This is a genomic window from Roseisolibacter agri (assembly GCF_030159095.1).
Classification (GTDB): domain Bacteria; phylum Gemmatimonadota; class Gemmatimonadetes; order Gemmatimonadales; family Gemmatimonadaceae; genus Roseisolibacter; species Roseisolibacter agri.
The window spans coordinates 210,533-237,095 of sequence record NZ_BRXS01000003.1 but is presented as its reverse complement, the minus strand read 5'-3'; the positions used below and the strand labels follow the sequence as shown (position 1 = coordinate 237,095).

Annotated in this window: 15 protein-coding genes; 14 read left to right on the top strand and 1 reads right to left on the bottom strand. The window is 75.1% G+C overall.

Going from position 1 to position 26,563, the window contains the following annotated elements; translation table 11 throughout:
• Positions 1-44 precede the first annotated feature (44 nt).
• From rosag_RS09735 to rosag_RS09680, 12 genes are all read left to right on the top strand, one after another.
• Entirely contained in the window at positions 45-2,456 is a 2,412-nt protein-coding gene (locus tag rosag_RS09735; RefSeq protein ID WP_284349909.1) for a S9 family peptidase, read from the top strand.
• A gap of 317 nt (positions 2,457-2,773) precedes the next feature.
• Complete coding sequence (locus tag rosag_RS09730) at positions 2,774-3,325, top strand: DNA/RNA non-specific endonuclease (protein ID WP_284349908.1); 552 nt, start codon at positions 2,774-2,776, stop codon at positions 3,323-3,325.
• A 180-nt stretch (positions 3,326-3,505) separates the two neighbouring features.
• Positions 3,506-4,750 carry an efflux RND transporter periplasmic adaptor subunit gene (locus tag rosag_RS09725; protein WP_284349907.1) on the top strand — a complete coding sequence of 415 codons (1,245 nt, stop codon included), beginning with the start codon at positions 3,506-3,508 and terminating at the stop codon, positions 4,748-4,750.
• A 114-nt stretch (positions 4,751-4,864) separates the two neighbouring features.
• Entirely contained in the window at positions 4,865-5,620 is a 756-nt protein-coding gene (locus rosag_RS09720) for an ABC transporter ATP-binding protein (RefSeq protein ID WP_284349906.1), read from the top strand.
• A gap of 11 nt (positions 5,621-5,631) precedes the next feature.
• Positions 5,632-8,037, top strand: coding sequence for an ABC transporter permease (locus rosag_RS09715; RefSeq protein ID WP_284349905.1), 2,406 nt, complete (start codon positions 5,632-5,634; stop codon positions 8,035-8,037).
• Positions 8,038-8,074: 37 nt separating this feature from the next.
• Positions 8,075-10,498 (top strand): ABC transporter permease, encoded by a 2,424-nt coding sequence (locus tag rosag_RS09710; protein WP_284349904.1) that lies wholly within the window; start codon positions 8,075-8,077, stop codon positions 10,496-10,498.
• Positions 10,499-10,508: 10 nt separating this feature from the next.
• A complete protein-coding gene (locus tag rosag_RS09705; protein WP_284349903.1) occupies positions 10,509-12,932 on the top strand; it encodes an ADOP family duplicated permease in 2,424 nt (807 codons plus the stop codon).
• A 329-nt stretch (positions 12,933-13,261) separates the two neighbouring features.
• Positions 13,262-15,673: an ABC transporter permease gene (locus rosag_RS09700; RefSeq protein WP_284349902.1), complete on the top strand. Its 2,412-nt coding sequence runs from the start codon at positions 13,262-13,264 to the stop codon at positions 15,671-15,673.
• A 179-nt stretch (positions 15,674-15,852) separates the two neighbouring features.
• Positions 15,853-16,881 carry a serine/threonine-protein kinase gene (locus rosag_RS09695; protein WP_284349901.1) on the top strand — a complete coding sequence of 343 codons (1,029 nt, stop codon included), beginning with the start codon at positions 15,853-15,855 and terminating at the stop codon, positions 16,879-16,881.
• 106 nt (positions 16,882-16,987) lie between these two features.
• Entirely contained in the window at positions 16,988-17,659 is a 672-nt protein-coding gene (locus rosag_RS09690) for an ABC transporter ATP-binding protein (protein WP_345784833.1), read from the top strand.
• A 2-nt stretch (positions 17,660-17,661) separates the two neighbouring features.
• Entirely contained in the window at positions 17,662-20,091 is a 2,430-nt protein-coding gene (locus tag rosag_RS09685) for an ABC transporter permease (protein WP_284349899.1), read from the top strand.
• 45 nt (positions 20,092-20,136) lie between these two features.
• On the top strand, positions 20,137-22,599 hold the full coding sequence (locus rosag_RS09680; RefSeq protein WP_284349898.1) for an ADOP family duplicated permease: 2,463 nt from the start codon (positions 20,137-20,139) through the stop codon (positions 22,597-22,599).
• A gap of 14 nt (positions 22,600-22,613) precedes the next feature.
• Here rosag_RS09680 and rosag_RS09675 read toward each other — a convergent pair whose 3' ends face one another.
• Positions 22,614-23,177: a Uma2 family endonuclease gene (locus tag rosag_RS09675; RefSeq protein WP_284349897.1), complete on the bottom strand. Its 564-nt coding sequence runs from the start codon at positions 23,175-23,177 to the stop codon at positions 22,614-22,616.
• Positions 23,178-23,327: 150 nt separating this feature from the next.
• Between rosag_RS09675 and rosag_RS09670 the strand changes: the two genes are divergently transcribed.
• Together rosag_RS09670 and rosag_RS09665 are read left to right on the top strand one after the other, a co-directional pair.
• Positions 23,328-24,701 (top strand): sigma-54-dependent transcriptional regulator, encoded by a 1,374-nt coding sequence (locus tag rosag_RS09670; RefSeq protein ID WP_284349896.1) that lies wholly within the window; start codon positions 23,328-23,330, stop codon positions 24,699-24,701.
• The gene (locus rosag_RS09665) at positions 24,701-26,161 is read left to right on the top strand and encodes a sensor histidine kinase (protein ID WP_284349895.1); all 1,461 of its coding nucleotides are present in this window, start codon (positions 24,701-24,703) and stop codon (positions 26,159-26,161) included. Before rosag_RS09670 ends, rosag_RS09665 begins: the two co-directional genes overlap by 1 nt.
• The last annotated feature ends 402 nt before the right edge of the window (positions 26,162-26,563 follow it).

Here is a 26,563-nt window from a genome sequence, read left to right as displayed (position 1 = left end):
GTAGCTCGATGGCACCCCTCGCGTCACCCCACCGCCTCCCTCCCGTGTCGAAGCTCCGTCTCCGCGCCGCGCTCGCCGCGGCCGTGCTCGCGCCGGCGGCCGCCGCCGCGCAGCCCGCGGCCCGCCCGTCCGCGAGCGCACCCGCGACCGCTCCCGCGAGCGCTCCCGCGTTCGACTTCACGATCGCCAACATGATGCGCGGCCCGGAGCTCTACGGCCGCGAGCCGCAGGACGTGCGCTGGTCGCCGGACGCGCGCTGGATCTACTTCCGCTGGAACGAGGCCGGCACCGACTGGCGCGAGCCGCTGCGCGTGTACCGCGTGCGGCCGGTCGCGGGTGCGAGGCCGGAGCGCGTGCCCGACGCGCAGCTGGATTCCGTCGGGCCGCTGCTCGCCGACGGCGACGACGCGCCCGACCGGCGTCGGCGCGTGGTCGCGTACGACGGCGACCTGTGGCTGGTCGAGCGCGGCGCCACCAGCGCGCGGCGGCTCACGCAGACGCTCGGCGTCGAGTCGTCGCCGCGGTTCTCGGGCGACGGGCGGCGCGTGTTCTTCGTGCGCGACAACAACGTGTTCGCGCTGGCGCTGGACGGCGGCCTGGTGCGGCAGCTGACCGACGTGCGCGCGGGCCCGCAGCCCGATAGCGCGCGCGCCGGCGCGCAGCGTCGCGCGCTGGAGGCCGACCAGCGCGCGCTGTTCGACGTCATCCGCGACCGCGTGCTGCGCGACAGCGTGCAGGCCGCCGAGCGGAAGGCACGCGAGGCCGGCCGTCCCACGCCGCTCTGGCTGCAGGCGGGCGAGCGCGTGATCACGTTCTCCGTCGCGCCCACGGGCGACGCGCTGCTGCTGGCGACGACGTCGGCGGCGCCGCGCGCCCGCACCGCGCAGGTGCCCGAGTGGGTGACGAAGAGCGGGTACGTCGAGGAGCTGCCCGCGCGCACGAAGGTGGGCGACGACCAGTCGAACGGGCGCGTGGCGTTCGTGCGCGTGTCGGGCGGCGCCGCGAAGTGGCTGCGCGTGATCCCGTCCGACACCGTGCGCGCGCCGAGCGGCGCGCAGCTGCTGGGGTGGAACGACGCGGGGACGATGGCGCTCGTGTCGGCCGAGCGGCGCGACTACAAGGAGCGCGTGCTGAGCGTGGTGCGCGCGGACTCGGGCACGGTGCGTCCCATCGAGACGCTGCGCGACAGCGCGTGGGTGGGCGGGCCGTGCGGCGGCTGCGCGGGCTGGCTGCCCGACGGGCGCGCGTGGTTCGTGAACGAGAGCGACGGCTGGGCGCACCTCTACACCGTCGCCGCCGACGGCAGCGGGAAGCGGCAGCTGACGCAGGGGAAGTTCGAGGTGCTGCAGGCGGAGCTCTCGCCCGACCGCACGCACTTCCAGCTGCACACGAGCGAGCGCTCGGTGTTCGACCGCGACTACTACACGATGCCGGTGGCGGGCGGCGCGCGCACGCGGTTCACGCGCGACGCCGGCGGGCATCAGGTGACGCCGTCGCCGGACGGGCGCCTGCTGGCCGACGTCTACTCGACGGCGAACCGGCCGCCGGAGCTGTACGTGCTGCCCGCGCGCGCGAACGCCGCGCCCGCGAAGCTCACGACGTCGCCGAGCGCGGACTGGCAGGCGTTCGGGTGGCGGGCGCCGGAGATCGTGATGATCCCGGGCTCGGACGGCGTGCCGGTGCCGGCGCGCGTCTACCGCCCGCAGGAGATGGGCGCGCAGCCCAACGGCGCGGCGGCGATCTTCGTGCACGGCGCGGGCTACCTGCACAACGTGCACAACTGGTGGTCGACGTACAGCCGCGAGTACATGTTCAACCACTACCTCGCGTCCAGGGGGTACGTGGTGCTCGACATCGACTACCGCGGCTCGGCGGGCTACGGGCGCGACTGGCGGACGGCGATCTACCGCCACATGGGCGGGCGCGACCTGCAGGACCACGTGGACGGCGTGCGCTGGCTGCAGAAGACGTACGGCGTCGATCCGGAGCGCGTGGGGATCTACGGCGGCAGCTACGGCGGCTTCATCACGCTGATGGCGCTGTTCACGGAGCCGAAGATGTTCGGCGCGGGCGCGGCGCTGCGGTCGGTGACGGACTGGGCGCACTACAACCACCCGTACACGGCGCGCATCCTGAACTTCCCGGACGCGGACACGGTGTCGTACCGCCGCTCGTCGCCGATCTATTTCGCAGAGGGTCTTGCAGACCCCCTTCTCATGGCGCACGGCATGGTGGACGTGAACGTCCACTACCAGGACATCGTGCGGCTGACGCAGCGGCTGATCGAGCTCGGGAAGACCGATTGGGAGCTGGCGTCGTACCCGGTGGAGGACCACGGCTTCGTGCGTCCGTCGTCGTGGACCGACGAGTACCGCCGCATCTTCGCGCTGTTCGAGCGGACGATCGGGAAGCCCGGCGCGCGTGGGGCCGCGACGACGGGGAGTGGGACGAGGTAGAGGCTGCGGACTGCGGATCCGCGCCAGCTGCGTGCTTCGTGCTGCGTGCTGCGTGGCCGGCGTCGATGCGCCGGACCCGAACTGCATTAGACAGGATTACAACGGATTGAACGGACAAGTGCCGGATTGCTTCCCGCGTGGTGGCGACGTCCCCTGCACCGCGCGGAGCGTAATCCGGCTCTTGTCCGTTTAATCTGCCCAATCCTGTCTAATGCAGTTCGCTCTTGAGGGGCCCGCGCGACGAGCGGTTCCTCTCGCTTGCGAGGTCGCCACGGCCGTCCTATCGTCGCCCCATCCCTCGCAGGAGTGGCGCTCCGATGCCCGACTACTCCCTGGTCCAGACCGCGGCGCTCGCGCTGGCCGCCGACGCATCCGAGACGGCGTTCACCGACCGCGTCGTGCCGCCGCTCGTGGACGCGTGGCTCCTCGAGTACAACGCGCGCTCGCCGTCGCGCGACGTGATGGAGATCGCGGTCGGGGGCTTCTGCTTCCTGTTCGACCTGAAGCACGAGCGCCTGATCGCCGCGTGGGGCGTCAGCCAGGGGCGCCACGGCGCGCCGCGCGACAAGGGCCGCATGGCCGGGCATCCGCTCGGCGCCGGCGCGGGCTACCATCGCGGCCACGCGATCCCGCACACGCTCGGCGGGCCGACGGACATCAACCTCGTGCCGCAGCTCGGGGCCATCAACATCGGGCCGTTCCGGGAGCTCGAGCGCCAGGCGGTCGCGACCCCCGGGGCGCTCTACTTCACCTACTGGAGCTACCCGCCGACGCGCGCGAAGGGCGGCGGCAGCCAGCAGCCGATCGGCGTCGACCAGGGGCTGCTGCGGCCAGGGCTCGCGCCCGACATCCGCACGCACGGCAACTGAGCCGGCGCCGGCGACGGTGTCCGATTCCGGACACTTCCGTCCCACGTCCGGACGCGGACGTCCGGGGGTCCGCGTGTAAGCCGTTGTGATGCAATGGTTTGTGCATGTCCGAATCGGGCACGGAGCTTGTCTTAGGACCGGGCGTCTTCCCTCACGCCTTCCCTGTCCGAGAGAGCTCTCGTGGACATCGCACGCCCCAAGAAGTCGAAGCGCGGCCGCAACGCCCTGATCGCCGCCGGCACTGTCGCCCTGGTCGCCGCCAGCGTCGCGCTCACCCGCCTCGAGCCCGCCGCGCCGTCCGTCGAGCGCGCGACGCTCTGGATCGACACCGTCCGCCAGGGCACCCTGGAGCGCAACGTCCGCGCGCCCGGCACGCTGGTCCCCGAGCACGTGCGCATCGTCAGCGCGGTGACCGCGGGCCGCGTCGAGCAGCTGGTCACGCGCGCCGGCACCACGGTCACCCCGGGCACCGTGCTGCTGGAGATGACCAACCCCGACGTGCAGCTCCAGGCCCTCGAGGCCGAGCGCCAGCTGACGGCGGCCGAGGCGAACCTGGTGAGCCTGCGCAACCAGCTGGAGACCGCGCGGCTGCAGCAGCAGGCGACCGTCGCCACGATCACGACCGAGTACAACGACGCGAAGCGGAACGCCGAGGTGTTCGAGGCCCTGGACAAGAAGGGGCTCTCGAGCGCCAACGAGGTGGCCCGCGCCCGCGAGCGCGCCGACGAGTTCTCCAGCCGCCGTCAGATCGAGCAGCGCCGCCTGCAGATGCTGCAGCAGTCGCTCGGCCAGCAGCTGGCGCTGGAGCAGGCGAACGTCCAGCGCATGCGCGCCGTCGCGCAGTTCCAGCGCGACCGCGTGGCATCGATGCGGGTGACCGCGGGCGAGGCGGGCGTGCTGCAGCAGCTCGACCTCGAGCTGGGCCAGTGGGTCGTGCCGGGCCAGCTGCTGGCGCGCGTCGCGCAGCCGGGGAAGCTGAAGGCCGTGCTCCGCGTCCCCGAGACGCAGGCGAAGGACATCGTCCTCGGCCAGCCGGTGAGCGTCGACACCCGCAACGGCCTCGTGGCCGGCCGCATCATCCGCGTCGATCCCGCGGTGCAGAACGGCACCGTGACCGTGGAGGTGGGGCTGGAGGGCACGCTGCCGCGCGGCGCCCGCGCCGACCTCTCGGTGGACGGCACGATCGAGATCGAGCGGCTGCCCAACGTGCTGTCGGTGGGCCGCCCCGCCTACGGCCAGCCGGAGAGCACGGTCGGCCTGTTCGTGGTGGAGCCGGACGGCAGCCACGCGCGCCGGGTGCAGGTGAAGCTGGGGCGCGCCTCCGTGAACGCGATCGAGGTCGTGCAGGGCCTCAAGCCCGGCGACAAGGTGATCATCTCCGACGTCTCGCAGTGGGACGGCCAGGAGCGGCTCCGCATCAAGTGAGCGTCGAGCGGTGAGCGTCGAGCGTCGCAGGGATCCGCTGCAACGCTCTGCGGACCGCGACTGTCCAACACGCCTGACCCCGTACCTCTTCCACTCCCTCCAACGGCCGCCCCGATGACGACCGCCACTCCCGACACGCGACGCTCGACGCTCGACGCCCAGCGCTCGTCCGATGCCCTCATCCGCCTCGACGGCGTCAAGAAGGTGTTCTACACCGAGGACGTCGAGACCCACGCCCTCGCCGACGTGCACCTCGAGATCCGCCAGGGCGAGTACGTCGCCATCGGCGGCCCCTCGGGCTGCGGCAAGACGACGCTGCTCTCCATCCTCGGGCTGCTCGACTCGCCCTCGGGCGGGCGCTACGAGCTGGGCGGCCAGGACGTGACGACGCTCGATGCCGCGGAGCGCGCGCGCGTGCGCAACCGCCAGATCGGCTTCGTCTTCCAGGCGTTCAACCTGATCGGCGACCTGACGGTCTACGAGAACGTCGAGCTCCCGCTGACGTACCGCAGCGGCGACGGCGCGCTCTCGGCGGCCGAGCGGCGCCAGCGCGTGCACGCGGCGCTCGAGAAGGTCGGCATGAGCCACCGCCAGAAGCACTACCCGGCGCAGCTCTCCGGCGGTCAGCAGCAGCGCGTCGCCGTGGCGCGCGCGGTCGTCGGCGACCCGGCCATCCTCCTCGCCGACGAGCCGACCGGAAACCTCGACAGCGCCAACGGCGAGAGCGTGATGGAGCTGCTGCAGGAGCTGCATCGCGGCGGCGCCACGGTCTGCATGGTGACCCACGACCCGCGCTACGCGCTGCACGCGCAGCGCACCATCCATCTCTTCGACGGTCGCGTGGTCGAGGAGACGGTCGCCCCGGTCTGAGGCCACCGCGCATGCTCGCCGTCTTCCAGCAGGCGCTCCGCGCCCTCGGTCGCAGCCCGGGCTTCACGCTCGCGGCGGTGGCCACCTTCGCCATCGGCATCGGCGCCAACGCGACGGTGTTCGGCGTGGTGAACGCGGTGCTCCTCAAGGCCTATCCGTACGCGGAGCCCGAGCGGTTGATGGTGCTGTACGAGTCCGACCGCGGCACGCAGAACGCGCGCGCGGTCGTCTCGCCGGCGAACTTCCACGACTGGCAGGCGGGCGCCCGCAGCTTCAGCGCGATGGGCGCGGCGCGGACGGCCGACTACACGCTGGGCGGGGACGGCGAGCCGGAGCGGCTGAACGGCGCGCGCGTGACGTGGACGCTGTCGCGCGCGCTCGGCGTGACGCCGCAGGTGGGCCGCGCGTTCGCGGCCGAGGACGACGCGCCGGGCGCGCCCGCGGTGGCGATGGTCAGCGACCGGCTGTGGCGCACGCGCTTCGGCGCCGACGCGCGCGTGGCGGGCCGCGTGCTGCAGCTCAACGGCCGGCCGGTGACGGTCGTCGGCGTGCTGCCGCCCGAGGTGCGCTACCCGAACGACCGCAGCGACGTCTGGACGCCGTTCGCGATGAGCGACAGCGCCTGGACCGCCAACCGCGGGCAGCACAACCTGAGCGCCGTGGGGCGGCTGGCGCCGGGCGTGCAGCCCGAGGCCGCGCGCGCGGAGCTGCAGGGCATCATGCGCCGCATCGCGCAGGAGAACGAGGAGGAGCGGAACCACACCGAGGTGCCGGTCACGCCGATGCACGAGGCGGTCACCGGCGCGGTGCGCCCGGTGCTGCTGGTCCTGCTCGGCGCCGTCTCCTTCGTGCTGCTGATCGCCTGCGCGAACGTCGCCAACCTGACGCTGGCGCGCGGCGCCACGCGCCAGCGCGAGATCGCCGTGCGCGCGGCGATGGGTGCGCGTCCGTGGCACCTCGCGCGGCCGCAGCTCGCGGAGAGCATGCTGCTCGGCCTCGCCGGCGGCGCGCTCGGGCTGCTGCTGGCGTCGTGGGCGTGCGCGGCGCTGCCGGCCGTCGTGCCGACGAGCATCCCGCGCATCGACCAGGCGGGCGTCGACTGGCGCGTCGCGCTCTTCACCTTCGGCATGGCGCTGCTCGCGAGCGTCGCCGCCGGAGTGCTCCCCGCGCTGCAGACGGCGAAGCTGGACCTGAACGGCGTCATCAAGGACGGCGGCAAGGCCACCACGGGCAGCGCCGCGCGCGCGCGGCTGCGCGACGGCCTGTTCGTCGCCGAGGTGGCGGTGGCGCTGCTGCTGCTCACCGGCGCGGGGCTGACGCTCACGAGCCTCCGGCGCCTGCTGTCGGTGCAGCCCGGCTTCGCGGCCGAGCGCGTGATGACGGCGAGCATCTCGCTGCCGCGCGCGCGCTACGCGAACGACACCGCCAACGTGCGCTTCTGGGAAGCGCTGCTCCCCAAGCTGCGCGCGATCCCCGGCGTCACGAGCGCCAGCATCGGCACGCCCATCCCGATGAGCGGCGGCGTCTCGATCGGCGCGTACTTCGTGGACGGGCAGGGCGGCGAGCCGGACGACGCGAAGATGGCCAACTTCTACCAGGTCGGCGACGCGTACTTCCAGGCGATGGGCGTGCCGCTGCAGCGCGGCCGCGACTTCGGCGCGCAGGACCGCCAGGGCGCCGTGCCCACGGCGATGATCAGCGAGACGCTGGCGCGGAAGGTGTTCCCGAACGAGGACCCGATCGGCAAGCGCGTCATGCCGTGGGGCACCGACGGGCCGAAGTTCGAGGTCGTCGGCGTCGTGGGCGACGTGAAGCACCAGGCGCTCACCGACGAGGCGCGCGCGGCGCTCTACCTGCCGGCGCTCTGGGTGGGGCCGGGCTCCGCGTCGGTGGTGCTGCGCACCGTGGGCGAGCCGACGGCGGTCGCCGGCGCGATCCGCGCCGCGGTGGCGGAGCTCGACCCGACGCTCGCCGTCGCCGAGCTGCGCCCGATGGAGGGGCTGGTCCAGACGTCGGTCGCGCGGCCGCGCTTCAGCGCGCTGCTGCTCGGCGCCTTCGCGGGGTGCGCGGTGGTGCTGGCGCTGGTCGGCATCTACGGCGTCGTCGCGCAGTCGGTCGCGCAGCGCGCCGGCGAGTTCTCCATCCGCGTCGCGCTCGGCGCGCGTCCGCGCGACGTGTGGACGGACGTGCTGGGCGGCGCGCTGCGGCGCGCGGCCATCGGCATCGCGATCGGCCTCGCCGGCGCGGCGGCGCTCACGCGCCTGCTGGCGGACGAGCTGTACGACACCAGCCCGCTCGACCCGCCGGTGCTGGTCGCCGTATCGCTGGTGGTCGCGCTGGTCGCCGCGCTGGCGAGCTGGGTGCCCGCGCGCCGCGCGATGCGCAGCAGTCCGATGACGGTCCTCCGCACCGAGTAGTCGCACACCTCAGAACTCTCTCCCGCGAGGGATGGCCGTGCTCACGCAGCTCCGCAGCATCCTTCGCGGCCTCCGCCGCGCGCCCGGCTTCACCGCCGCGGCCATCCTCTGCATCGCGCTGGGGATCGGGGCCAACACCGCGATCTTCAGCGCCGTGCGCGCGGTCCTGCTGCACCCCGTCGCCACGCCCGACGTCGATCGGGTGGTGGCGATCCGGCAGGACCTGCTGCCCATCAAGCTGCTCGACGTCGAGCTCGCGCCCACCGAGGTGCTCGACCTGGCCGAGCGGCGCGAGCTGTTCCAGGCGGTGGCCAGCTACACCGGCCGCGGCTTCGTGCTGGAGCAGGGCGGCACGTCGACGCGCTTCGACGGCGTGCGCACGCTCGGCGACTACTTCGCGATGTTCCGCGTGCGCCCGTACCTCGGGCGGCTCTACACCGCGGACGACTCGCGCGACGGCCGCCACCAGGTCGCGGTGCTGACGTACGGCCTGTGGCGCGAGCAGTTCGGCGGCGACTCGTCGGTGGTGGGACGCACGGTGCGCCTGAACGACGCGGCGCACGAGATCGTCGGCGTGCTGCCGCCCGACTTCAAGTATCCGCGGCAGGCGCGCATCCTGGTGCCGGAGCGCATGGACTCCGCGTACCGCGAGCGGATGCGCGGCCGGCTGAACATGACGACGTTCGCGCGGCTGCGCGACGGCGTGACGCTCCAGCAGGCGCAGGCCGGCCTGCAGGCGACGATGGCGGCGTGGCGCGCGCGCGGTGGCGCCGAGGATGGCGGCTACGGCGTCGCGGGCAACCACCGCATGTACGTCACGCCCTTCGTCGCCTTCGACGCGGGCCAGCTGCGGCCGATCCTGCTCGTGCTGCTGGGCGCCGTCGGCCTCGTGCTGCTGATCGCCTGCGCCAACGTCGCCAGCCTGCAGCTCGTGCGCGCCACCGCGCGCACCCGCGAGCTGGCGGTGCACGCGGCGCTCGGCGCGGAGCGCGGCCGGATCGCGCGGCGCCTGCTGGGCGAGAGCGCGCTGCTGGCCGCGGCGGGCGGCATGCTCGGCGTCGCGATCGGATGGGCGACGACGCGACTGCTGGTCGCGCTCGCGCCGGCCGAGCAGCTGGCGCTGCGCGAGCTCAGGCTCGACGGGCCGGTGCTGCTGGCGACCGCGCTCGTGACCGTCACCGCCGCGCTGCTGTCGGGCACCCTGCCGGCGCTGCGCGGTGCGCGCGTGGACCTGCGCGGCATGCTGCAGGAGGGGATGCGCGGCGGCACCGGCGGCATCGAGCGCCACCGTGCGCTGCGCGGTGCGGTCGTGGGGCAGGTCGCGCTCTCGTTCGTGCTGCTGCTGGCGTCGGGCGTCATGCTGCGCAGCCTCTCGCAGCTGCTCGCCGTCGATCCCGGCTTCCGGCCGGCGCGCATCACGACGGCGGCCATCACGCTGCCGTTCGCGCGCTACGCCAAGACCGACGCGGCCATCCGCTTCTACGCCGACCTCACCGAGCGGCTGCGCGCGACGCCGGGCGTCGAGGCGGTGAGCGTGACGACCGCGCTCCCGCTGCGCGACGGCTCGGGGAACAGCTCGCCCTTCACCATCCTCGGCCGCGACACGACGGGCCAGGGCGAGCCGCCGCACGCCAACATCGTCGCCGTCGACGCGCACTACTTCCGCACGATGGGCATCCCGCTGCTGCGCGGGCGCACCTTCGAGCCGCAGGACGACGCGCGCCCCGCCGACGGCACGATGACCTTCATCATCGACGAGGAGCTGGCGCGGAAGTACTTCCCGAACGAGGACCCGATCGGGAAGCGCATCAACCAGGGCCCGGACGGCGTCATCGTCGGCGTCGTGGGCAGCGTGCGGCAGGCGGGGCTGGGCGCGCCGCAGAAGGCGTCGGTCTACTACAACTACCGTCAGGGCTGGTGGAGCAACCTCACGGTCGTCGCGCGCACCACGCTCGCCGACGAGGCGGCCGCGCGCACGATCCGCGACGCCGTGCGCGCGCTCGACCCGCAGGTGCCGACGTACGACGTCGCCGCGATGCCGGAGGTGGTGTCGCGCTCGCTCGGGACGCGCCGTTTCGGCGTCGTCGTGCTGGGCGGCTTCGCGCTGGTCGCGGTGCTGCTGGCGGTGCTCGGCGTCTACGGCGTGTTGAGCTACGTCGTCGCGCAGCGCGTGCGCGAGCTGGGCATCCGCGCCGCGCTCGGCGCCGACCAGCTGCGCGTGGCGACGCTCGTGCTGGGGCAGGGCGCGCGGCTCGTGGGCGCGGGGCTCGCGCTCGGCGCGCTCGGCTACGTGGCGCTCGGCCAGAGCCTGCAGTCGCTGGTGTTCGGCGTCGGTCCCCGCGATCCCGTGACGCTGCTGATCGGCGGCACGCTGCTCGCCGGCGCGGCGCTGCTGGCGAGCTGGCTCCCCGCGCGGCGCGCCGCGCGCATCGATCCGGCCACCGCGCTGCGCGCGGACTGACCGTCCGCCGATGCTGAACGACGTCCGCACCGCGCTGCGTGCGCTGACGCGCGCGCCGCGCCTGGCCGTGGTGGTGGCGCTCACCTTCGCGCTCGGGCTCGCGGCCAACACGGCGGTCTTCGCCGCGGTGAACGCGCTGCTCCTGCGCCCGCTGCCGTTCCCGCATGCAGAGCGGCTGGTGGACGTGCACGAGCACAGCGAGACGCGGCTGTGCGCGGGCTGCGCGGTGGGCACGTCGTGGGAGACGTTCGTCGACTGGCGCGCGCGCGCGACGCTGTTCGACGCGATGGGCGCATACGCGGAGCGTGACGTGGTGCTCGGCGGCGCGCCGGGCGCCGAGCGCGCGCCGTCGGCGGCGGTGTCGCCGGCGCTGTTCACGATGCTGGGTGCGCCGGTGGCGCTCGGCCGCGCGCTCGACGCGGCGGACGACCGGCCGGGCGCGGCGGCGGTGGTCGTCGTCAGCCACGAGCTGTGGACGCGGCGCTTCGGCGGCGACAGCGCGGTCGTCGGCCGCACGCTGCTGGTGAACGGCGCGCCGCACACCGTGGTGGGCGTCGTCGGCCCGCGCTTCCACTTCCCGGAGTTCGCGCAGCTGTGGACGGCGATCGGCGCCGCGCCGCCAGACGGCGGACGCGAGGCGCGCGACCTCGGCGTGATCGGGCTGCTGAAGGCGGACGCGACGCGCGCCGCCGCCGACGCGCAGATGGCGTCGATCATGGCGGGGCTGGCTGAGGAGCAGCCGCAGGCGCTGCGCGAGTGGAGCGCGGGCGTCACGCCGCTGCGCCACGACCTCGCGGGCGAGGAGGCGTCGCTGGGTTGGGCGCTGCTGGGCGCGGTGCTGCTGGTGCAGCTGGTCGTCTGCGCCAACGTCGCGGGGCTGCTGCTCGCGCGCGCGGCCGAGCGGCGGCGCGAGCTGGCGGTGCGCGCGGCGCTGGGCGCGAGCCGCGGCCGGCTCGCGCGCCAGCTGCTCGTGGAGGTCGGCGTGCTGGCGGCGATCGGCGCGGGGCTCGGCTTCTGGATGGCGTCGTTCGCGGTGGAGACGGCGGCCGCGCGCGCGGCCGGGCGCATCCCGTACTGGATCGACCTCACCGTCGACTGGCGCGTGGCCGCGTTCTGCGCCGCGCTGACCGTCGTCGCCGCGCTGGCGAGCGGGCTCGGGATCGCGGTGCGCGCCTCGCGCCCCAACGTGCGCGGCGCGCTGCAGGACGCGGGACCGAATGCGAGCGCCACGCGGCGGCAGGGCCGCGTGCGCACCGCGCTCGTGGTGACCGAGCTGGCGAGCGCGCTCGTGCTGCTGGCCGCGGCGGGCCTGCTGGTGAAGACCGTCGCGCGCCACGCGCGTCCCGAGGAGGGCGCGCTCGCCGACCGTCTCGTCACGGCGGACGTGCGGCTGCTCGGTGAGCGCTACGCGGACTCCGCGCAGGTCGGCGAGGCGGCGCTGGCGATGCTCGGCGCGATGGCGCGCACGCCGGGCGTCGAGCGCGCCGCGGTGACGCGCTTCGAGTTCCTCGCGGGCTTCGGCGGCAGCGACCAGCCGGTGACGCTCGAGGGCGGACGCGCGCCCGCCGCGGGCGCGTCGCCGCGCTTCGCGATGGTCGTGAGCCCGGGCTGGCGTGCGACGCGCGGGCTGCCACTGCTCGCGGGCCGCGACCTCACGGACGCCGACCGCGCGGGCGCCGCGCCGGTCGCGCTGGTGAACGCCGCGATGGCCGAGCGGCTGTGGCCCGGCGCGTCGGCGCTCGGCCGGCGCGTGAAGCTCGGGCCGCCCGACTCCGACCGGCCTTGGGTGACGGTGGTGGGCGTGCTGGACAACGTCACGAACCCGCGGGCGGCGCGCGCGACGGCGGGCAGCATGGTCTACGTGCCGTTCGCGCAGTGGCCGGGCCGTCCGCTGAGCGTCGTCGCACGTACCGCGAGCGCCGACGCGGCGGAGCGCGTGAGCGCCGCCATGCCCGCCGCGCTGCGCGCCGTGCTCCCCGACGAGCCGGTGGACGACGCGGTGACGGTCGCGCGCGGCGCCCGCGACCGCGTCGCGCCGCAGCGGCTGCTGTCGCGCGTGCTCGGTGGCTTCGCGGCGTTCGCGGTGCTGATCGCGGCCATCGGCGTGTTCGGCGTCGTCGCCGCGTCCGCCGCGCAACGCACCCGCGAGATCGGCCTGCGCGTCGCGCTTGGCGCCTCGCCGCGTCAGGTCGCGACGCTGCTCTCGCGCCGCGCGGACCGCATGGTGCTGGTGGGCGTGGGCCTTGGCCTCGTGGGCGCGCTAGCCGCGTCGGGCGCGCTGCGCGCGCTGCTGTTCGGCGCCGATCCGCTGGACCTGCCGGTGCTGGTGGGCGTGAGCGTGCTGCTGGCGGCGGTGGCGCTGCTGGCCGGCTGGCTGCCCGCGCGCCGCGCGGCGCGGATGGACCCGGTGGCGGCGCTGCGCGTCGAGCGTTGAGCGGTAGTTCCAGCCCGCGCTTCACCCGGAGTCGCGCGAGCAGCGCGCGCGAAGCGTGGAGCGCGAACCCCAGAGGTCCCTCGCCGTGCGCTGCGCGCACGCTCGGGACGACAGGTGGGGCGGGGAGGGCGGGCATGGGCGGAGGCGACCTCGATCGCAGCAAGGAGACTCACGCGAAGCGGTGAGGCTCCGCAGCGGCCGCGATCGCGGGGGAGCCGGAGTCCATGCCCGCCCTCCCCGCAGGCGCGCTGAAACCGAGCCACTCACCGAGCGTACGGACGCGCGCGCACGACCCTCCCCCCGCGCCCTTCACGACTGGAGCGCCGCACATGCTCGCCGATCTCCGCTTCGCCCTCCGCGCGCTTCGTCGAGCGCCCGGATTCGTCCTCGCCGCGGTGCTCTGCCTGGGTCTCGGGCTCGGCGCCAACACGACCGTCTACTCGCTCGTCAACGCGCTCGTCTTCCGCCCGCTGCCCTACGGCGACAGCGAGCGCCTGATCGCGATCACGCACGAGAACCCCGCGCAGGGCCAGAGCCGCAGCGACATCTCGCTGCCCGCCGTGCTCGACGTCGCGGAGCGCAGCCGCACGCTGGCCGCCGTCGCCGCCACCGACACGCGGCTCGTGAACCTGACCGGGGTCGACCGCCCCGAGGCGCTGCCCGCGGCCACCGTCTCCGGCCGCTACTTCGAGGTGCTGCGGGTCCGCCCGATCGTCGGTCGCGCGTTCCGGGCCGAGGAGAGCGAGGGCGGCGGCGCACGCGTCGTGGTGCTCGGCGAGCAGCTCTGGCGCGAGCGCTTCGGCGCCGATCCGGCCGTCGTCGGCCGCGCGATCGCGCTCGACGGCGCGCCGCACACCGTCGTCGGCGTCGTGCCCGATGCGGCCGGCCTCTCGGGCGACCGCGAGCGGCTCTTCATCCCTCTCGCGCACGACCGCGACCCGTCGCAGCGCGGCTGGCACTCGTACGACGCCGTCGCGCGACTCAGGCCCGGCGTCACCGTCGCCGCGGCGCGCGCCGAGCTGCAGGCCATCGGCGCGCGGCTCGCGACCGAGTTCCCCGACACCGACCGCGGCTGGGGCATCGACGCGGTGCCGCTGCGCGAGCAGCTGGTGCCCGGCGACGTCGCGACCGTCTTCGCCGTCATGCTCGGCGCCGTGGGCTTCGTGCTGCTGATCGCCGCCGCGAACGTCGCCAACCTGCTGCTCGCGCGCACCACCGGCCGCGCGCGCGAGCTGGCCGTGCGGGCGGCGCTCGGCGCCGGGCGCGCGCGCGTGCTGCGCCTCGTGCTGCTGGAGAGCGTGATCGTCGCACTGATGGGCGGCGCGCTCGGCGTGCTGATCGCCCAGGGCGGCGTGCGCGCGATGCGCGGCGCGGTGCCCGTCGCCTATCCCGCGTGGCTCGTCTTCGACGTCGACTGGCGCGTGATGACGTACGCGCTCGTGCTGTCCACCGTCACCGGGCTGCTGTTCGGGCTCGTGCCCGCGCTGCGCGCCACGCGCCGCGCCGTCGCGCCCACGCTGCGCGCGTCGGGCCGCGGGAGCAGCGCCGGCGCGGGCGCGCGCCGCCTGCGCGACGGGCTCGTGGTCGCGGAGCTCGCGCTCTCGCTCGTGCTGCTCGCGGGCGCGGGGCTGATGGTGAAGAGCATGCTGCGCCTGCAGACCGTCGATCCGGGCTTCCGGCCCGAGGGCGTGCTCGCCGCGCGGCTGCGCATGGGTGGGGAGCGCTACGACGAGAAGGCCGCGCGGCTCGCGCTGCTGACGCGCGCGGTCGAGCGCCTGTCCGCGCTCCCTGGCGTCCAGGCTGCATCGGCCACCAGCTCGGCGCCGCTGAGCGGATCGAACAGCTCGTCGAGCTTCGTCGTCGACGGGCGCGACGTGCCCGAAGGCCAGAAGCCGAACGCCGAGACGCGCGCGGTGCTGCCCGGCTACTTCACGACGATGGGGCTGCCGCTGCTGGCCGGCCGCGACTTCACCGCCGCCGAGGCGGCCGACAGCGTGGCGCGCGTCGTCGTCGTCAACGAGACGATGGCGAAGCGGTGGTGGCCCGGGCAGGATCCGATCGGCCGCCGTGTGTCGATCGGCGGCGGCGGCGACGACGCGCCGTGGATGACCGTCGTCGGCGTGACGCGCGACGTGCGACAGCGCCGACTGGGCCGCGCCGCGGAGGAGCAGCTGTACCTCCCGTTCGGCGGGCAGGCGCGCCGCGAGATGACGCTCGTCGTGCGCACGAGCGGCGACGCGGGCGCGCTCGCGCCGGCGCTGCGCCGCGAGGTCGGCGCGCTCGACGCGGGGCTCCCCTTCGTGAACCTCGACACGATGACGGCGATGGTGCACCAGTCGCTCTGGCTGCAGCGCCTGTACGGCGTGCTGTTCGGCGCGTTCGCGGGCGCGGCGGTGCTGCTGGCGGTCGTCGGTGTGTACGGCGTCATCGCCTACGCCGTCGCGCAGCGCGTGCGCGAGCTGGGCGTGCGCGTCGCGCTCGGTGCGCGCCCGCGCGACGTGGCGGGACTGATGTTGCGCGACGGCGCGCGGCTGGCCGGCATCGGGCTCGGCGTCGGCCTCGTGCTGGCGCTCGGGATGACGCGCGCGCTCGGCTCGGCGCTCCAGGGCGTGAGCCCGAGCGATCCCGCGGTCTTCGGCGGCGTCACCGCGCTGCTCGGCGGCGCCGCGCTGGCCGCGTCGTGGCTCCCCGCGCGCCGGGCCGCGCGCGTGGACCCGATCGAGGCGCTGCGGGCCGAGTGACCGCGCACCGCCCCTGGAGGACGCGCACCGCCCGCCGGACCACCGGCGGGCGGTGTTCGTTTCCGGACACCCGTGTCGCGCGTCCGGACACCGCGCCCCGGGTCGCTCCAGGCAAACCGTTGTCGTGCAATGGTTTGCGCGTGGTGATGTCGGGTACGGAACTGGCCTTGGGCAGGGGCATGTCCGCGCTCCCCGTCGCCTCGCTCTCCATCGTCCCGACCGACTCGCCCCTCCGGCGCACCGGCCGCGGGACGCGTGCGTCGGCCGACGCGAGCGCCGACGCGTGGTTCCTCGACGACGTGTTCGCGCCCGCGGCGCTCGGCGACCGGTTCCAGCTCGTGCGCGAGCTCGGGCGCGGCGGCATGGGCGTCGTGGTGCTGGCGCGCGACGTCGCGCTGCACCGCGTGGTCGCGCTCAAGCTGCAGCATCCGCTGCTCGCGACCTGCCCACGCGCGCGCGAGCGCTTCCGCCGCGAGGCGCGCATCCAGGCGCAGCTCGACCACCCCGGCATCGTCCCGGTGCATGCGGCGGGCGAGGTGACCGTGCGCGGGCGCGCAGTGCCGTGGTTCGCGATGGCGTACGTCCCCGGCGAGTCGCTGGCCGATCGGCTGGCGCGCGCGGGCACGCTGCCGGCCAACGAGGTGCGCCGCGTGCTGCTCGCGCTGCTCGACGCGCTGACGCACGCGCACGCCGAGGGCGTGGTGCACCGCGACCTGAAGCCCGAGAACGTCTTGCTGTCGCGCGACGGCCGCGTGCTGCTGACCGACTTCGGCGTCGCCGCGCGCCCGTCGCACGACGACCCGCGCCGCAACGCCGCCGACGTCGGCACGCCGCTCTGGATGGCGCCCGAGCAGTTCGCCGGCGAGCACGCGATCGACGGCCGCACCGACCTGTACGCGCTCGGCGCGCTCGGCTTCGCGATGCTGGCGGGGCGCCCGCCGTTCGCGGGGCCGTCGGCGCGCGCGGTGGCGGTCGCGCACCTGATGGGCGACACGCCGAAGCTGGCTGCGCTCGCGCCGCGGGCGCCGCGCGCGCTGGTGGCCGCGCTGCAGCGCTGCCTGGCGAAGGACCCCGCCGGCCGCTGGGCCGACGCCGCCGCGCTGCGCGACGCGCTGGCCGACGGTGCGTGGGCCCCGCTGCTGGCACCCGTGCGCCGTGCCATCGTACGGATGCGGCGCGCCCGCGCGCGCCGTCTCCACGAGCTCTGATCGTCTTCACGCCGTCCGACCTCCGAACCGCTTCCGACATCCCATGTCGTTCTTCGCTTCGTCTCCCGCGGCGCCCCCGGCGCTCGACCTCGCGCCCGGCACGCCGCTGCTCACGCTGCGCGACGTCGAGAAGTCCTATCCCGTCGGCGGATCGACGCACTACGTCCTGCGCCGCATCGCGATGGAAGTGCGCGCCGGCGACTTCGTCACCATCATGGGCCCCTCGGGCGCGGGCAAGTCGACGCTGCTCGCGATCCTGGGCCTGCTCGACCACGACTGGCGCGGCGAGATGTACTTCGCGGGCCAGCCGATGCACGCGCTCTCGCCCAAGCAGCGCACCGCGTTCGGCCGCCAGCACGTCGGCTTCGTCTTCCAGCAGTACCACCTGCTGGACGACCTCACCGTCGCGGAGAACCTCGACGTGCCGCTCGAGTACCGCGGCGTGCGCAAGTCCGAGCGGCAGGCGATGGTCGCCGACACGCTCGACCGCTTCGGCATGGTCGGCAAGAAGGACCTCTTCCCGCGCCAGCTCTCGGGCGGCCAGCAGCAGCTGGTGGGCGTCGCGCGCGCCGTCATCGCGCGTCCGGCGCTCCTCCTCGCCGACGAGCCCACGGGCAACCTGCACTCGGCGCAGGCGCGCGAGATCATGCAGCTGTTCCAGGAGCTGAACCGGCAGGGCACGACGATCGTGCAGGTGACGCACAGCGAGGAGAACGCGCGCGCCGGCAAGCGCATCGTGACGCTGAAGGACGGCTGGATGACCGAGGGCGAGGACTGACCATGTTCCACGACCTGCGACTGGCCGCGCGCCGTCTCGCGCGCGCGCCCGGCTTCACCGCCGCCGCCGCGCTGACGCTCGCGCTGGGGATCGGCGCCAACACGACGATCTTCTCGCTGGTGAGCGCGGTGTTCCTGCGCCCGCTCGCGGTGGCCGAGCCGCAGCGGCTCGTGCGCGTGTTCAGCACGTGGCGGCAGGACGGCCGCACGATCAACAGCGGCGCGCTCGGCTACCCCGACGTGCGCGAGCTGGCCGCGCAGCGCGGCACGTTCGCGGGCGTGGCGGCGTTCAGCAACGCGAAGGTCGCGATGGGCGAAGGCGAGGCCGCGCGCACGGTGCAGGCGGCGCTCGTGACGGGCGAGTACTTCGGCGTGCTCGGCATCCGCGCGGCGATCGGCCGCGCGATCGGCGCGTCGGACGTCGGCGCGCCGGGCGCGTCGCCCATCGTCGTGCTCTCGCACGCGCTCTGGCGCGACCGGCTGGGCGGCGACTCGTCGGTCGTCGGGCGCCCCGTGTCGCTGAACGGGCGCGCGTACACGGTCGTGGGCGTCGCGCCGCCAACCTTCCGCGGCACCGAGATCGAGAACGTTCCCGAGCTGTGGGTCCCGCTGTCGCAGGCGCAGGCGCTCGGCGTCACCGGGCCGCGCGGCTTCGAGCGCGGGTCGCGGTGGCTGCACGGCCTCGCGCGGCTGCCCGCGGGCGTGGACCGCGCCGCCGCGAACGCGGCGGTGGCGCGCCTGTCGAAGGGATGGGCGGACGCGTATCCCGACACGCACCGCGGCTGGAGCCTGCGGCTCGCGGCGGGCGGCACGCTGCTGGCCGCGGATCCGTCGGAGCACACGCCGGTGATGATCGTCTTCGGCGCGCTCAGCGTGCTCGCGCTGCTGGTGCTCGCGGTGACCGCCGCCAACGTCGCCAACCTGCAGCTCGCGCGCGCCGCGACGCGCCGGCGCGAGGTGTCGCTGCGCGTCGCGCTCGGCGCCGGCCGCTGGCGGCTGGTGCGCGAGGTGCTCGGCGAAAGCGTCGTGCTGGCGGTGATCGCGGGCGTGCTGGCCGCGGCCATCGGCTCGGTGGGCGCGTCGCTGCTGCCGCGCCTCGGCCTCCCGCCGATGATCGACCTCACGCCGGACGGCCGCATCCTCGGCTACACGGCGCTGCTGTCGCTCGCCACGGGCGTGCTGTTCGGGCTCGCGCCCGCGCTCTGGGTCACGCGCGGCTCGCTGGTGACGAGCATCAAGGACGGCGCCGCCGGCTCGGGGCGCTCGCGCTCGCGGCTGCGCGGCGCGCTGGTCGTCGGGCAGATGGCCGTCTCGATGGTGCTGCTGGTGGCGGCCGGGCTGCTGCTGCGCACGGTGAGCGCGCTGCGCAGCGCGGACGTCGGCTACGAGCCGTCGGGCGTGCTGGCGGTGACGCTCGACGCGGGCACGCGCGGCTACGACCGGGTGCGCGGCGTGGCGCTGTACGAGGGGCTGCTGGACCGCGTGCGCGGCCTGCCGGGCGTGAAGGCGGCCACGATGCACGCGATCGTGCCACTCAGCGGCAACGGGATGGGCACCGAGGTGCGCCTTCCCACCCAGAACAACGCGGTACAGCGCACGCAGTACGACGTCGTCACGTCGGACTTCCTGCCGACGCTCGGCATGCGGCTGGCCGACGGCCGCGCCATCGGCGACGAGGACCGCGCCGGCGCGGCGCGCACGGTCGTGGTGAACGAGGCGTTCGCGCGCCGCGCATGGCCCGGCGAGCGCGCGGTGGGGCAGCGCATCCGCCTGGAGGGCGACAGCGCCGGCGAGGCGACGGTGGTCGGCATGGTGCGGGACGCGCGCGTGCAGGGCCTGACCGAGGCGCCCGAGCCGATGCTCTACTTCCCGATGGCGCAGGAGTGGACGTCGCAGATGGTGCTCGAGGTGCGCGTCGCCGCGGGCGCGCCGCACGCGGTGCTCGGCGCGGTGCGCCGCGAGCTCGCCGCGCTCGACCCGAACCTCCCCACGGGCGAGGTGCGCACGCTGGAGGAGGTGCGCACGCTGGCGATGTTCCCCGCGCGGCTGATGGCGTCGCTGATGACCGCGTTCGGCGTGCTCGCGCTGTGCGTGGCGGCGGTGGGGCTGGCCGGCGTCGTCGCCTTCGCGGTCGCGCAGCGCACCCGCGAGATGGGCGTGCGCATGGCGCTGGGCGCCGCCGGCGCGGACGTCGAGCGGCTGGTCGTCGGCGAGGGCGTGCGGCTGGCGCTCGTGGGCCTCGGCGTCGGGCTCGCGCTGGCGGCGGGCGTGACGCAGCTCATCGCGTCGCAGCTCTACGGCGTCGGCGCGGCCGACCCGGCGACGTACCTCGTGGTGGCGTCGGTGCTGGGCGCCGTCGCGCTGCTGGCGGCGTGGGTGCCGGCGCGCCGCGCCGCGCGCGTGGACCCGCTCGAAGCGCTGCGCGCCGAGTGACGCACGAGTAGCGAAGTCCGCGTTCGACCACTCGAAGGAGTCCGCATGATCCCGGATCTGCAGTACGCCCTCCGCCAGCTGGCGCGGTCGCCCGGCTTCACCGCGCTCGTCGTGCTGTGCCTCGCGCTCGGCATCGGCGTGAACGTCGCGACGTTCGGCGCGGTGGACGCGCTGCTGTATCGGCCGCCCGCCGGCGTGCGCGACGAGGGGACGCTGCGGCGCCTGCGCGTCGAGGTGCCGCGCACGCCCGGGCAGCAGATCTTCCTCAACATGGGCTACTCGGTCGGCGACGTGGACGCGCTGCGCGCGCGCCGCGAGCTCTTCGCGTCGATCGCCGCGTTCGCGCACGGCAAGTCGTTCGTCGAGGTCGGCGACGTGGCCGAGAAGGTGGACGTCGCCGTCGTGGGCCCGGACTACTTCGCGACGCTCGGCGTGCGGCCGGCGCTGGGACGCCTGCTCGCCGGCTCCGAGGCGGGCGCGAGCTCCGAGGCGCCGGTGGCGGTGCTGTCGCACGCGTTCTGGCGGCGCGCGCTCGGCGGCGATCCGTCGGTCGTGGGACGCACGCTGCGCGTGAACGGTCGGCCGCTCACGGTCGTCGGCGTCGCGGCGCCTGGCTTCACGGGCACCGAGATCGAGTCGGCGACGGCGGTCTTCTTCCCGCTCGGCCTGGGCACCGTGATCGGCTACGACCGCCGGCACCTCGGGACGCCGGACATGAAGTGGCTGACGGCGGTCGCTCGCATGGCGCCGGGCGTCGAGCCGCGCCGCGCGGACGTGGTGGCGACCGGCGTGCTGAAGGCGCTCGACGCCTCGCGCCCGTCGCCGGTGCTCGGCTTCGAGAAGTCGACGCGCGAGGTGCGCGCGCTGCCGCTCAACGCGCACTTCTCGAGCACCGGCATGCGCAGCCCGGTGCCCGCGTGGCTGCTGGGCGCGACGGCCGCGGTGCTGCTGGTCGTCTGCGCGAACGTCGCCAACCTCCTGCTCCTGCGCGCCGAGCGGCGCCGGCACGAGATCGCGACGCGTCTGGCCATCGGCGCGGCGCGCGCCCGCGTCGCGCGGCAGCTGTTCGCGGAGGGTGCGCTGCTGGCGCTGATCGGCGGCGCGCTGGGTCTCGCGCTGGCGACGGCGGGTGCGCGGCTCTACCGCCTGGTGCCGAACATGCCGCCCGTCGACCACCTGATCGACGCGCGCGCGGTCTGGTTCGGACTGGGCGTCACCGTGCTGACGACGCTCGGCTTCGCGCTCGCGCCGGCGCTGCTCGGCACGCGCGACGGGGCGCGGGCGCTGCTGCGCACGGGCGTGCGCGGCACCGCGCGGCGCGCGCCGCTGCGGGCCACGCTGCTGGTCGTGCAGTTCGCGGCGTCGCTGGCGCTGCTGGGCGCGGGCGGGCTGTTCGTGCGCAGCCTGCGCAAGGTGGACGCGGTCGACGTCGGCTTCGACGCGCGCCACGCGCTCGCCGTGCAGGTGGACTGGCAGGCGTTCGGCATCGCGCCGGCCGAGGCACGCGATGCGCTGGTGCGGGCGCAGGCGCGCCTGCGCGGGGTGCCCAGCGTCGCCGCGAGCTCGCTGGTGATGCTGACGCCGTTCAGCGGCGCCGTGATGAGCAGCCTCCACGTGCCCGGGCGCCCGTCGATCGGCGACGTGTCGGACGTGCCGGGCGGGCTGTTCTTCACCAACGCGGTCGACTCGTCGTACTTCCGCACGATGGGGATCCCGCTCGTGCGCGGGCGCGCGCACGTCGCGGCCGCGAAGGGCGCGCCGGCGGAGGTGGTGGTGAGCGAGACGTTCGCGCGGCGCGTCTTCCCGAACGGCGAGGCCGTGGGCCAGTGCCTCACGCGCGACGCGACCGACTCGACGTGCATGCGCATCGTCGGCGTGGCGCGCGACGCGCGCTACCTGTCGGTCACGCGGCCGCCGGCGCCGATCTTCTACGGCGCGGCCGGCCCGGCGAGCGACGAGGTCGCGGCGATGCTCGTGCGCGCGCGGGGCGACGAGTCCGCGGTGCGCGCGACGGCGGAGGCGGTGCGCGCCGCGCTGCTGGCGGCCGAGCCGCGCATCCGCTTCGCGAACGTCGCGCCGGTGGCCGACGGGATGATGCGCGACGCGCTGGCGCCATACCGGCTGGCGGCGACCGCGTTCACTGCGTTCGGCGCGCTGGCGCTGCTGCTGGCCGCGGTGGGGCTGTACGGCGTGATCGCCTACGCCGTCACGCAGCGCACCGGCGAGTTCGGGCTCCGCATGGCGCTCGGCGCGCGCGGCGCGGACGTGCGCCGGCTGGTGCTGCGGCAGGGCGCGCGCACGGCGCTGGTGGGCGGTGCGCTCGGTGGCGCGGCGGCGGTGGGCATCGGCCGCGCGCTGCGCGGGCGGCTGTTCGGCGTCGAGCCGCTGGACCCGGTGTCGCTGCTCGCGGTGGCGGCGCTGCTGGCCGCGGTGACCGTGGTGGCGAGCTGGCTGCCGGCGCGCCGCGCGGCGCAGGTGGACCCGGCGGTGGCGCTGCGCGCGGACTGAGCGCCTTCACGCCGTCAGAGCGGTTGGAACAACTCGGCCAGCGGGTAGACGAACGGCGCGGCGTCGGGCGCGGGCTGCCAGGTCAGCGTCTCGCGCTCGACGCTCGGGAAGTGCACGTCGGGCGTCCACACTTCCACGGTGTGGGCATCCGCGTCCACGATCCAGTACAGTCCGACCTCGCGATCCTGGTAGAGGCGCCGCTTGGTGAAGCGATCCGCGCGCAGCGAGCTGGGGCTCAGCACCTCGACGGCAAGCGGGACGGTGCGGAAGCGGTCCCACGAGTCCGTCGCGGCTTCCGCACGCGAGACGACGAACACGTCGGGCGATACGAGCGTGTCCGGGAGCCCCCAGGTGAGATCGCTGAGGGAGCCGAACACCACCCATGTCGGGTCATCTCGCAGGAACGTGGTGAGCGCCGTGACCAGACGCAGCACGACGACTTCGTGCCAGACGCGCGGCGCTGGCGTCACGAGGAGCTCCCCGTAGACCGTCTCGTACCGCGGCGTCCAGTGCGGATTCGCCTCGTTGAGCGCGCGCACCATGTCGGCGGTGTGGTAGATCGGCTCGGGAGTGGCCATGCGCATATCATCGTCTCGGCTCGGCGCGGGTCGCAAGGGTGCCGGGACACGGTCGCTCCCGGCGCCGCTCAGGCCCGTACCGTTCCGACGCATCCCGGCTCCGACCGACGCGCCCTGTTCGGTCTGCCACCCCAGCTCTAAGCTTCCTCCGTGATCGACGCCGCCACCCGCCCGCGCCTCCTCGTCGCCGACGACCAGCCCGCGATCCTCGACGCCCTCCGCCTGCTGCTGGCCGACGAGGGCTTCGAGGTGGAGGTCGCGCGCACGCCGCCGCAGATCCTGCAGGCGGTGCAGGCGCGCGAGTTCGACGCGCTGCTGATGGATCTCAACTACGCGCGCGACACGACGAGCGGGCGCGAGGGGCTCGACCTGCTCCCCGCGCTGCAGGCGGCCGACGGCACGCTGCCGGTGGTCGTGATGACCGCGTGGGGGAGCGTCGAGGGCGCGGTGGAGGCGATGCGCCGCGGCGCGCGCGACTACGTCGAGAAGCCGTGGGACGACGCGCGCCTGGTGGCGACGCTGCGCACGCAGGTGGAGCTGGGCCAGGCGCTGCGCCGCACGCAGCGGCTGGAGAGCGAGAACCGCACGCTCCGGCGCGACGCGGCCAAGAAGGTCGAGATGATCGCCGAGAGCGCGGCGATGCAGCCCGTGCTGCGCCTGATGGAGCGCGTGGGGCCCAGCGACGCCAACGTGCTGGTGACCGGCGAGCACGGGAGCGGCAAGGAGCTGGTCGCGCACTGGCTGCACGCCGCCAGCCGCCGCGCCTCGCGCGCGCTGGTGACGGTGAACATGGGCGGGCTCTCGGAGGGCGTGTTCGAGAGCGAGCTGTTTGGCCACGTGAAGGGCGCGTTCACCGACGCGAAGACCGACCGCGTGGGCCGCTTCGAGCTGGCCGACGGCGGCACGCTCTTCCTCGACGAGATCGGCAACATGTCGATGCCGCAGCAGGCGAAGCTGCTGCGCGTGCTGCAGACGGGCGAGATGGAGCGCGTGGGCTCGTCGCGCTCGCGGCGCGTGGACGTGCGCGTGGTGTCGGCCACGAATGCCGACGTGCGCGGCGAGGTGGCCGCGGGCCGCTTCCGCGAGGACCTGCTCTATCGCCTGAACACGGTCGAGATCCAGCTGCCGCCGCTGCGCGCGCGCCGCGAGGACGTGCCGGTGCTGGCGGCGCACTTCCTCTCGCGCCACGCGGCGCGCTACCGCAAGCCGCTGCACGGCTTCGCGCCGGACGCGCTGCAGGTGCTGCTGGCGCATCCGTGGCCCGGCAACGTGCGCGAGCTGGATCACGCGGTAGAGCGCGCGGTGCTGATGGCGCAGGGCGACACGGTGCGCGCGGTGGACCTCGCGCTGCGCGTGGACGGGCAGGGGCAGGCCGCGCTCGAGGACATGACGCTGGAGGCCGTGGAGAAGGTGCTGATCCAGAAGGCGCTCGCGCGCTGGGGCGGGAACGTCAGCCACGCGGCCCGCGCGCTGGGCTTGAGCCGCAGCGCGCTCTATCGGCGGATGGCGGACTATGGCCTGTAGTGCCCGCGCCGCGCGTCGAGCGTAGGGGGCGCCTGGTCGTGCGCCACGACCGCCGCGTCCTCCTCCTCGCGCTGCTGGCGGGGGCGCCGGCGGTCGCGGCGACCGCGTGGCTGGCGCCGCGCGCCGGTCTCGCGCCGCTCGCGCGCGGCTGGCTCGTGGGGATCGCGGTGTTCGTGTGGATCGTCGCCGCGCTGGTGGCGCGCCTGCAGGTGGTGCGGCCGCTGCAGACGCTGGCCAACGTGCTGGCGGCGCTGCGCGAGGGCGACTTCTCCTTCCGCGCCCGCGCCGCGCGCCCCGACGACGCGCTGGGCCTCGCGCTGCACGAGGCCAACCTGCTCACCGCGGTGCTGCGCGAGGAGCGCCTGCGCGCGCTGGAGAGCGCCGCGCTGCTGCGCCGCGTGATGGCGGAGATCGACGTCGCGGTGTTCGCGTTCGACGAGGCGCTGCGGCTGCGCCTCGTGAACCGGCAGGGCGAACGCCTGCTCGCGCGGCCCGCGGAGCGGCTCATCGGCGAGACGGCCGACGCGCTGGGCGTCGCGGACCTGCTGCGCGACGTCGAGCGCGCGCTCCCCGGCGTGCTGCCCGCGCCGCGCGTGCTGTCGGCCAGCTTCCCCGGCGGCACCGGGCGCTGGGAGGTGCGGCGCGGCGAGTTCCGGCAGGGCGGGCGCCCGCACGCGCTGCTGCTGGTGACGGACCTGAGCGAGACGCTGCGCGCCGAGGAGCGCCAGGCGTGGCAGCGGCTGGTGCGCGTGCTGAGCCACGAGATCAACAACTCGCTGGCGCCCATCAAGACGATCGCGGGCAGCCTGCTGCGCCGCGTGCGCAGCGCGCGCGAGCGGGCGCTGCGCGCGGCGCCCGCCGTGCCCGCGCTCCCGGGCGACGCGAGCACCGCGCATCCACCCACGGCCTCGGGCGTCCTGGCCGCCTACGGCAGCGCCGACGACGACTTCGCGCACGGACTCGGCGTCATCGCCGAGCGGGCCGAGTCGCTGGGGCGGTTCATCGGCGCGTACGCGCGGCTGACGCGGCTGCCCGCGCCGTCGAAGCGCGCGGTGGACGTGGACCACTGGGTGCGCCGCGTGGCGACGCTGGAGTCGCGCGTGCCGCTGACGGTCGTGGGCGGGCCCGCGGTCGTCGTGCCGGCCGACGCCGACCAGCTGGACCAGCTGCTCATCAACCTGCTGCGCAACGCGGCCGACGCCGCGACGGAGACGCACGGCGGCGTGACGGTGTGGTGGGACGCGCCGCGCGGCGCGCTGCGCCTGTTCGTGGACGACGAGGGGCCGGGGCTGGCGGAGACGTCGAACCTGTTCGTGCCGTTCTACAGCACCAAGCCCGAGGGAAGTGGCATCGGCCTCGCGCTCTGCCGACAGATCGTCGAGGGGCACGGGGGGACGATCACGCTCGAGAACCGCCCCGATGCGCGCGGCGCACGGGCCACGGTGACGTTGCCGCGTTGATCGGTCGCTTGATTGGTCTGTCGCGCCGCGTGGGGCGAGCGGGCGCGGGCTCCGGCTCCCAGCGACCTTGCGCTGCGGAGCCCCCGATCGCGCGGCACGCATCGGGTCTCCTTGCTACGGTCGCAGGTCGCCTCCGCCCGCACCCGCTCACCCCACGCCTCACATCAGGCGTGCGTCACCTTCAACGACGTGACGCATCGCGGTGACGCCGCCGGCTGAGGAGCCGCGGCTTCGAAGAGCGCGCGTCGCGTGCATGGCGACGAGGCTCGGAGCGCGTGGGGGATGCTGGGGAGCCGAGCGACGCCGCGATCGCAGCAAGGCTTGTCCCGAGCGAAGCGAGGGAAGACCGGGGTTATCCACGCAGCGGCCGCGATCGCCCGGAGCCGGCGCCCCAGCATGCCC

What these genes read in the sequence shown, in the direction of transcription:
- rosag_RS09685 (WP_284349899.1), top strand. Translation starts at nt 17,662, where the DNA reads ATGTTCCACGACCTGCGACTGGCCGCGCGCCGTCTCGCGCGCGCGCCC.
- rosag_RS09700 (WP_284349902.1), top strand. Translation starts at nt 13,262, where the DNA reads ATGCTCGCCGATCTCCGCTTCGCCCTCCGCGCGCTTCGTCGAGCGCCC.
- rosag_RS09715 (WP_284349905.1), top strand. Translation starts at nt 5,632, where the DNA reads ATGCTCGCCGTCTTCCAGCAGGCGCTCCGCGCCCTCGGTCGCAGCCCG.
- rosag_RS09730 (WP_284349908.1), top strand. Translation starts at nt 2,774, where the DNA reads ATGCCCGACTACTCCCTGGTCCAGACCGCGGCGCTCGCGCTGGCCGCC.
- rosag_RS09705 (WP_284349903.1), top strand. Translation starts at nt 10,509, where the DNA reads ATGCTGAACGACGTCCGCACCGCGCTGCGTGCGCTGACGCGCGCGCCG.
- rosag_RS09720 (WP_284349906.1), top strand. Translation starts at nt 4,865, where the DNA reads ATGACGACCGCCACTCCCGACACGCGACGCTCGACGCTCGACGCCCAG.
- rosag_RS09695 (WP_284349901.1), top strand. Translation starts at nt 15,853, where the DNA reads ATGTCCGCGCTCCCCGTCGCCTCGCTCTCCATCGTCCCGACCGACTCG.
- rosag_RS09680 (WP_284349898.1), top strand. Translation starts at nt 20,137, where the DNA reads ATGATCCCGGATCTGCAGTACGCCCTCCGCCAGCTGGCGCGGTCGCCC.
- rosag_RS09675 (WP_284349897.1), bottom strand. Translation starts at nt 23,177, where the DNA reads ATGGCCACTCCCGAGCCGATCTACCACACCGCCGACATGGTGCGCGCG.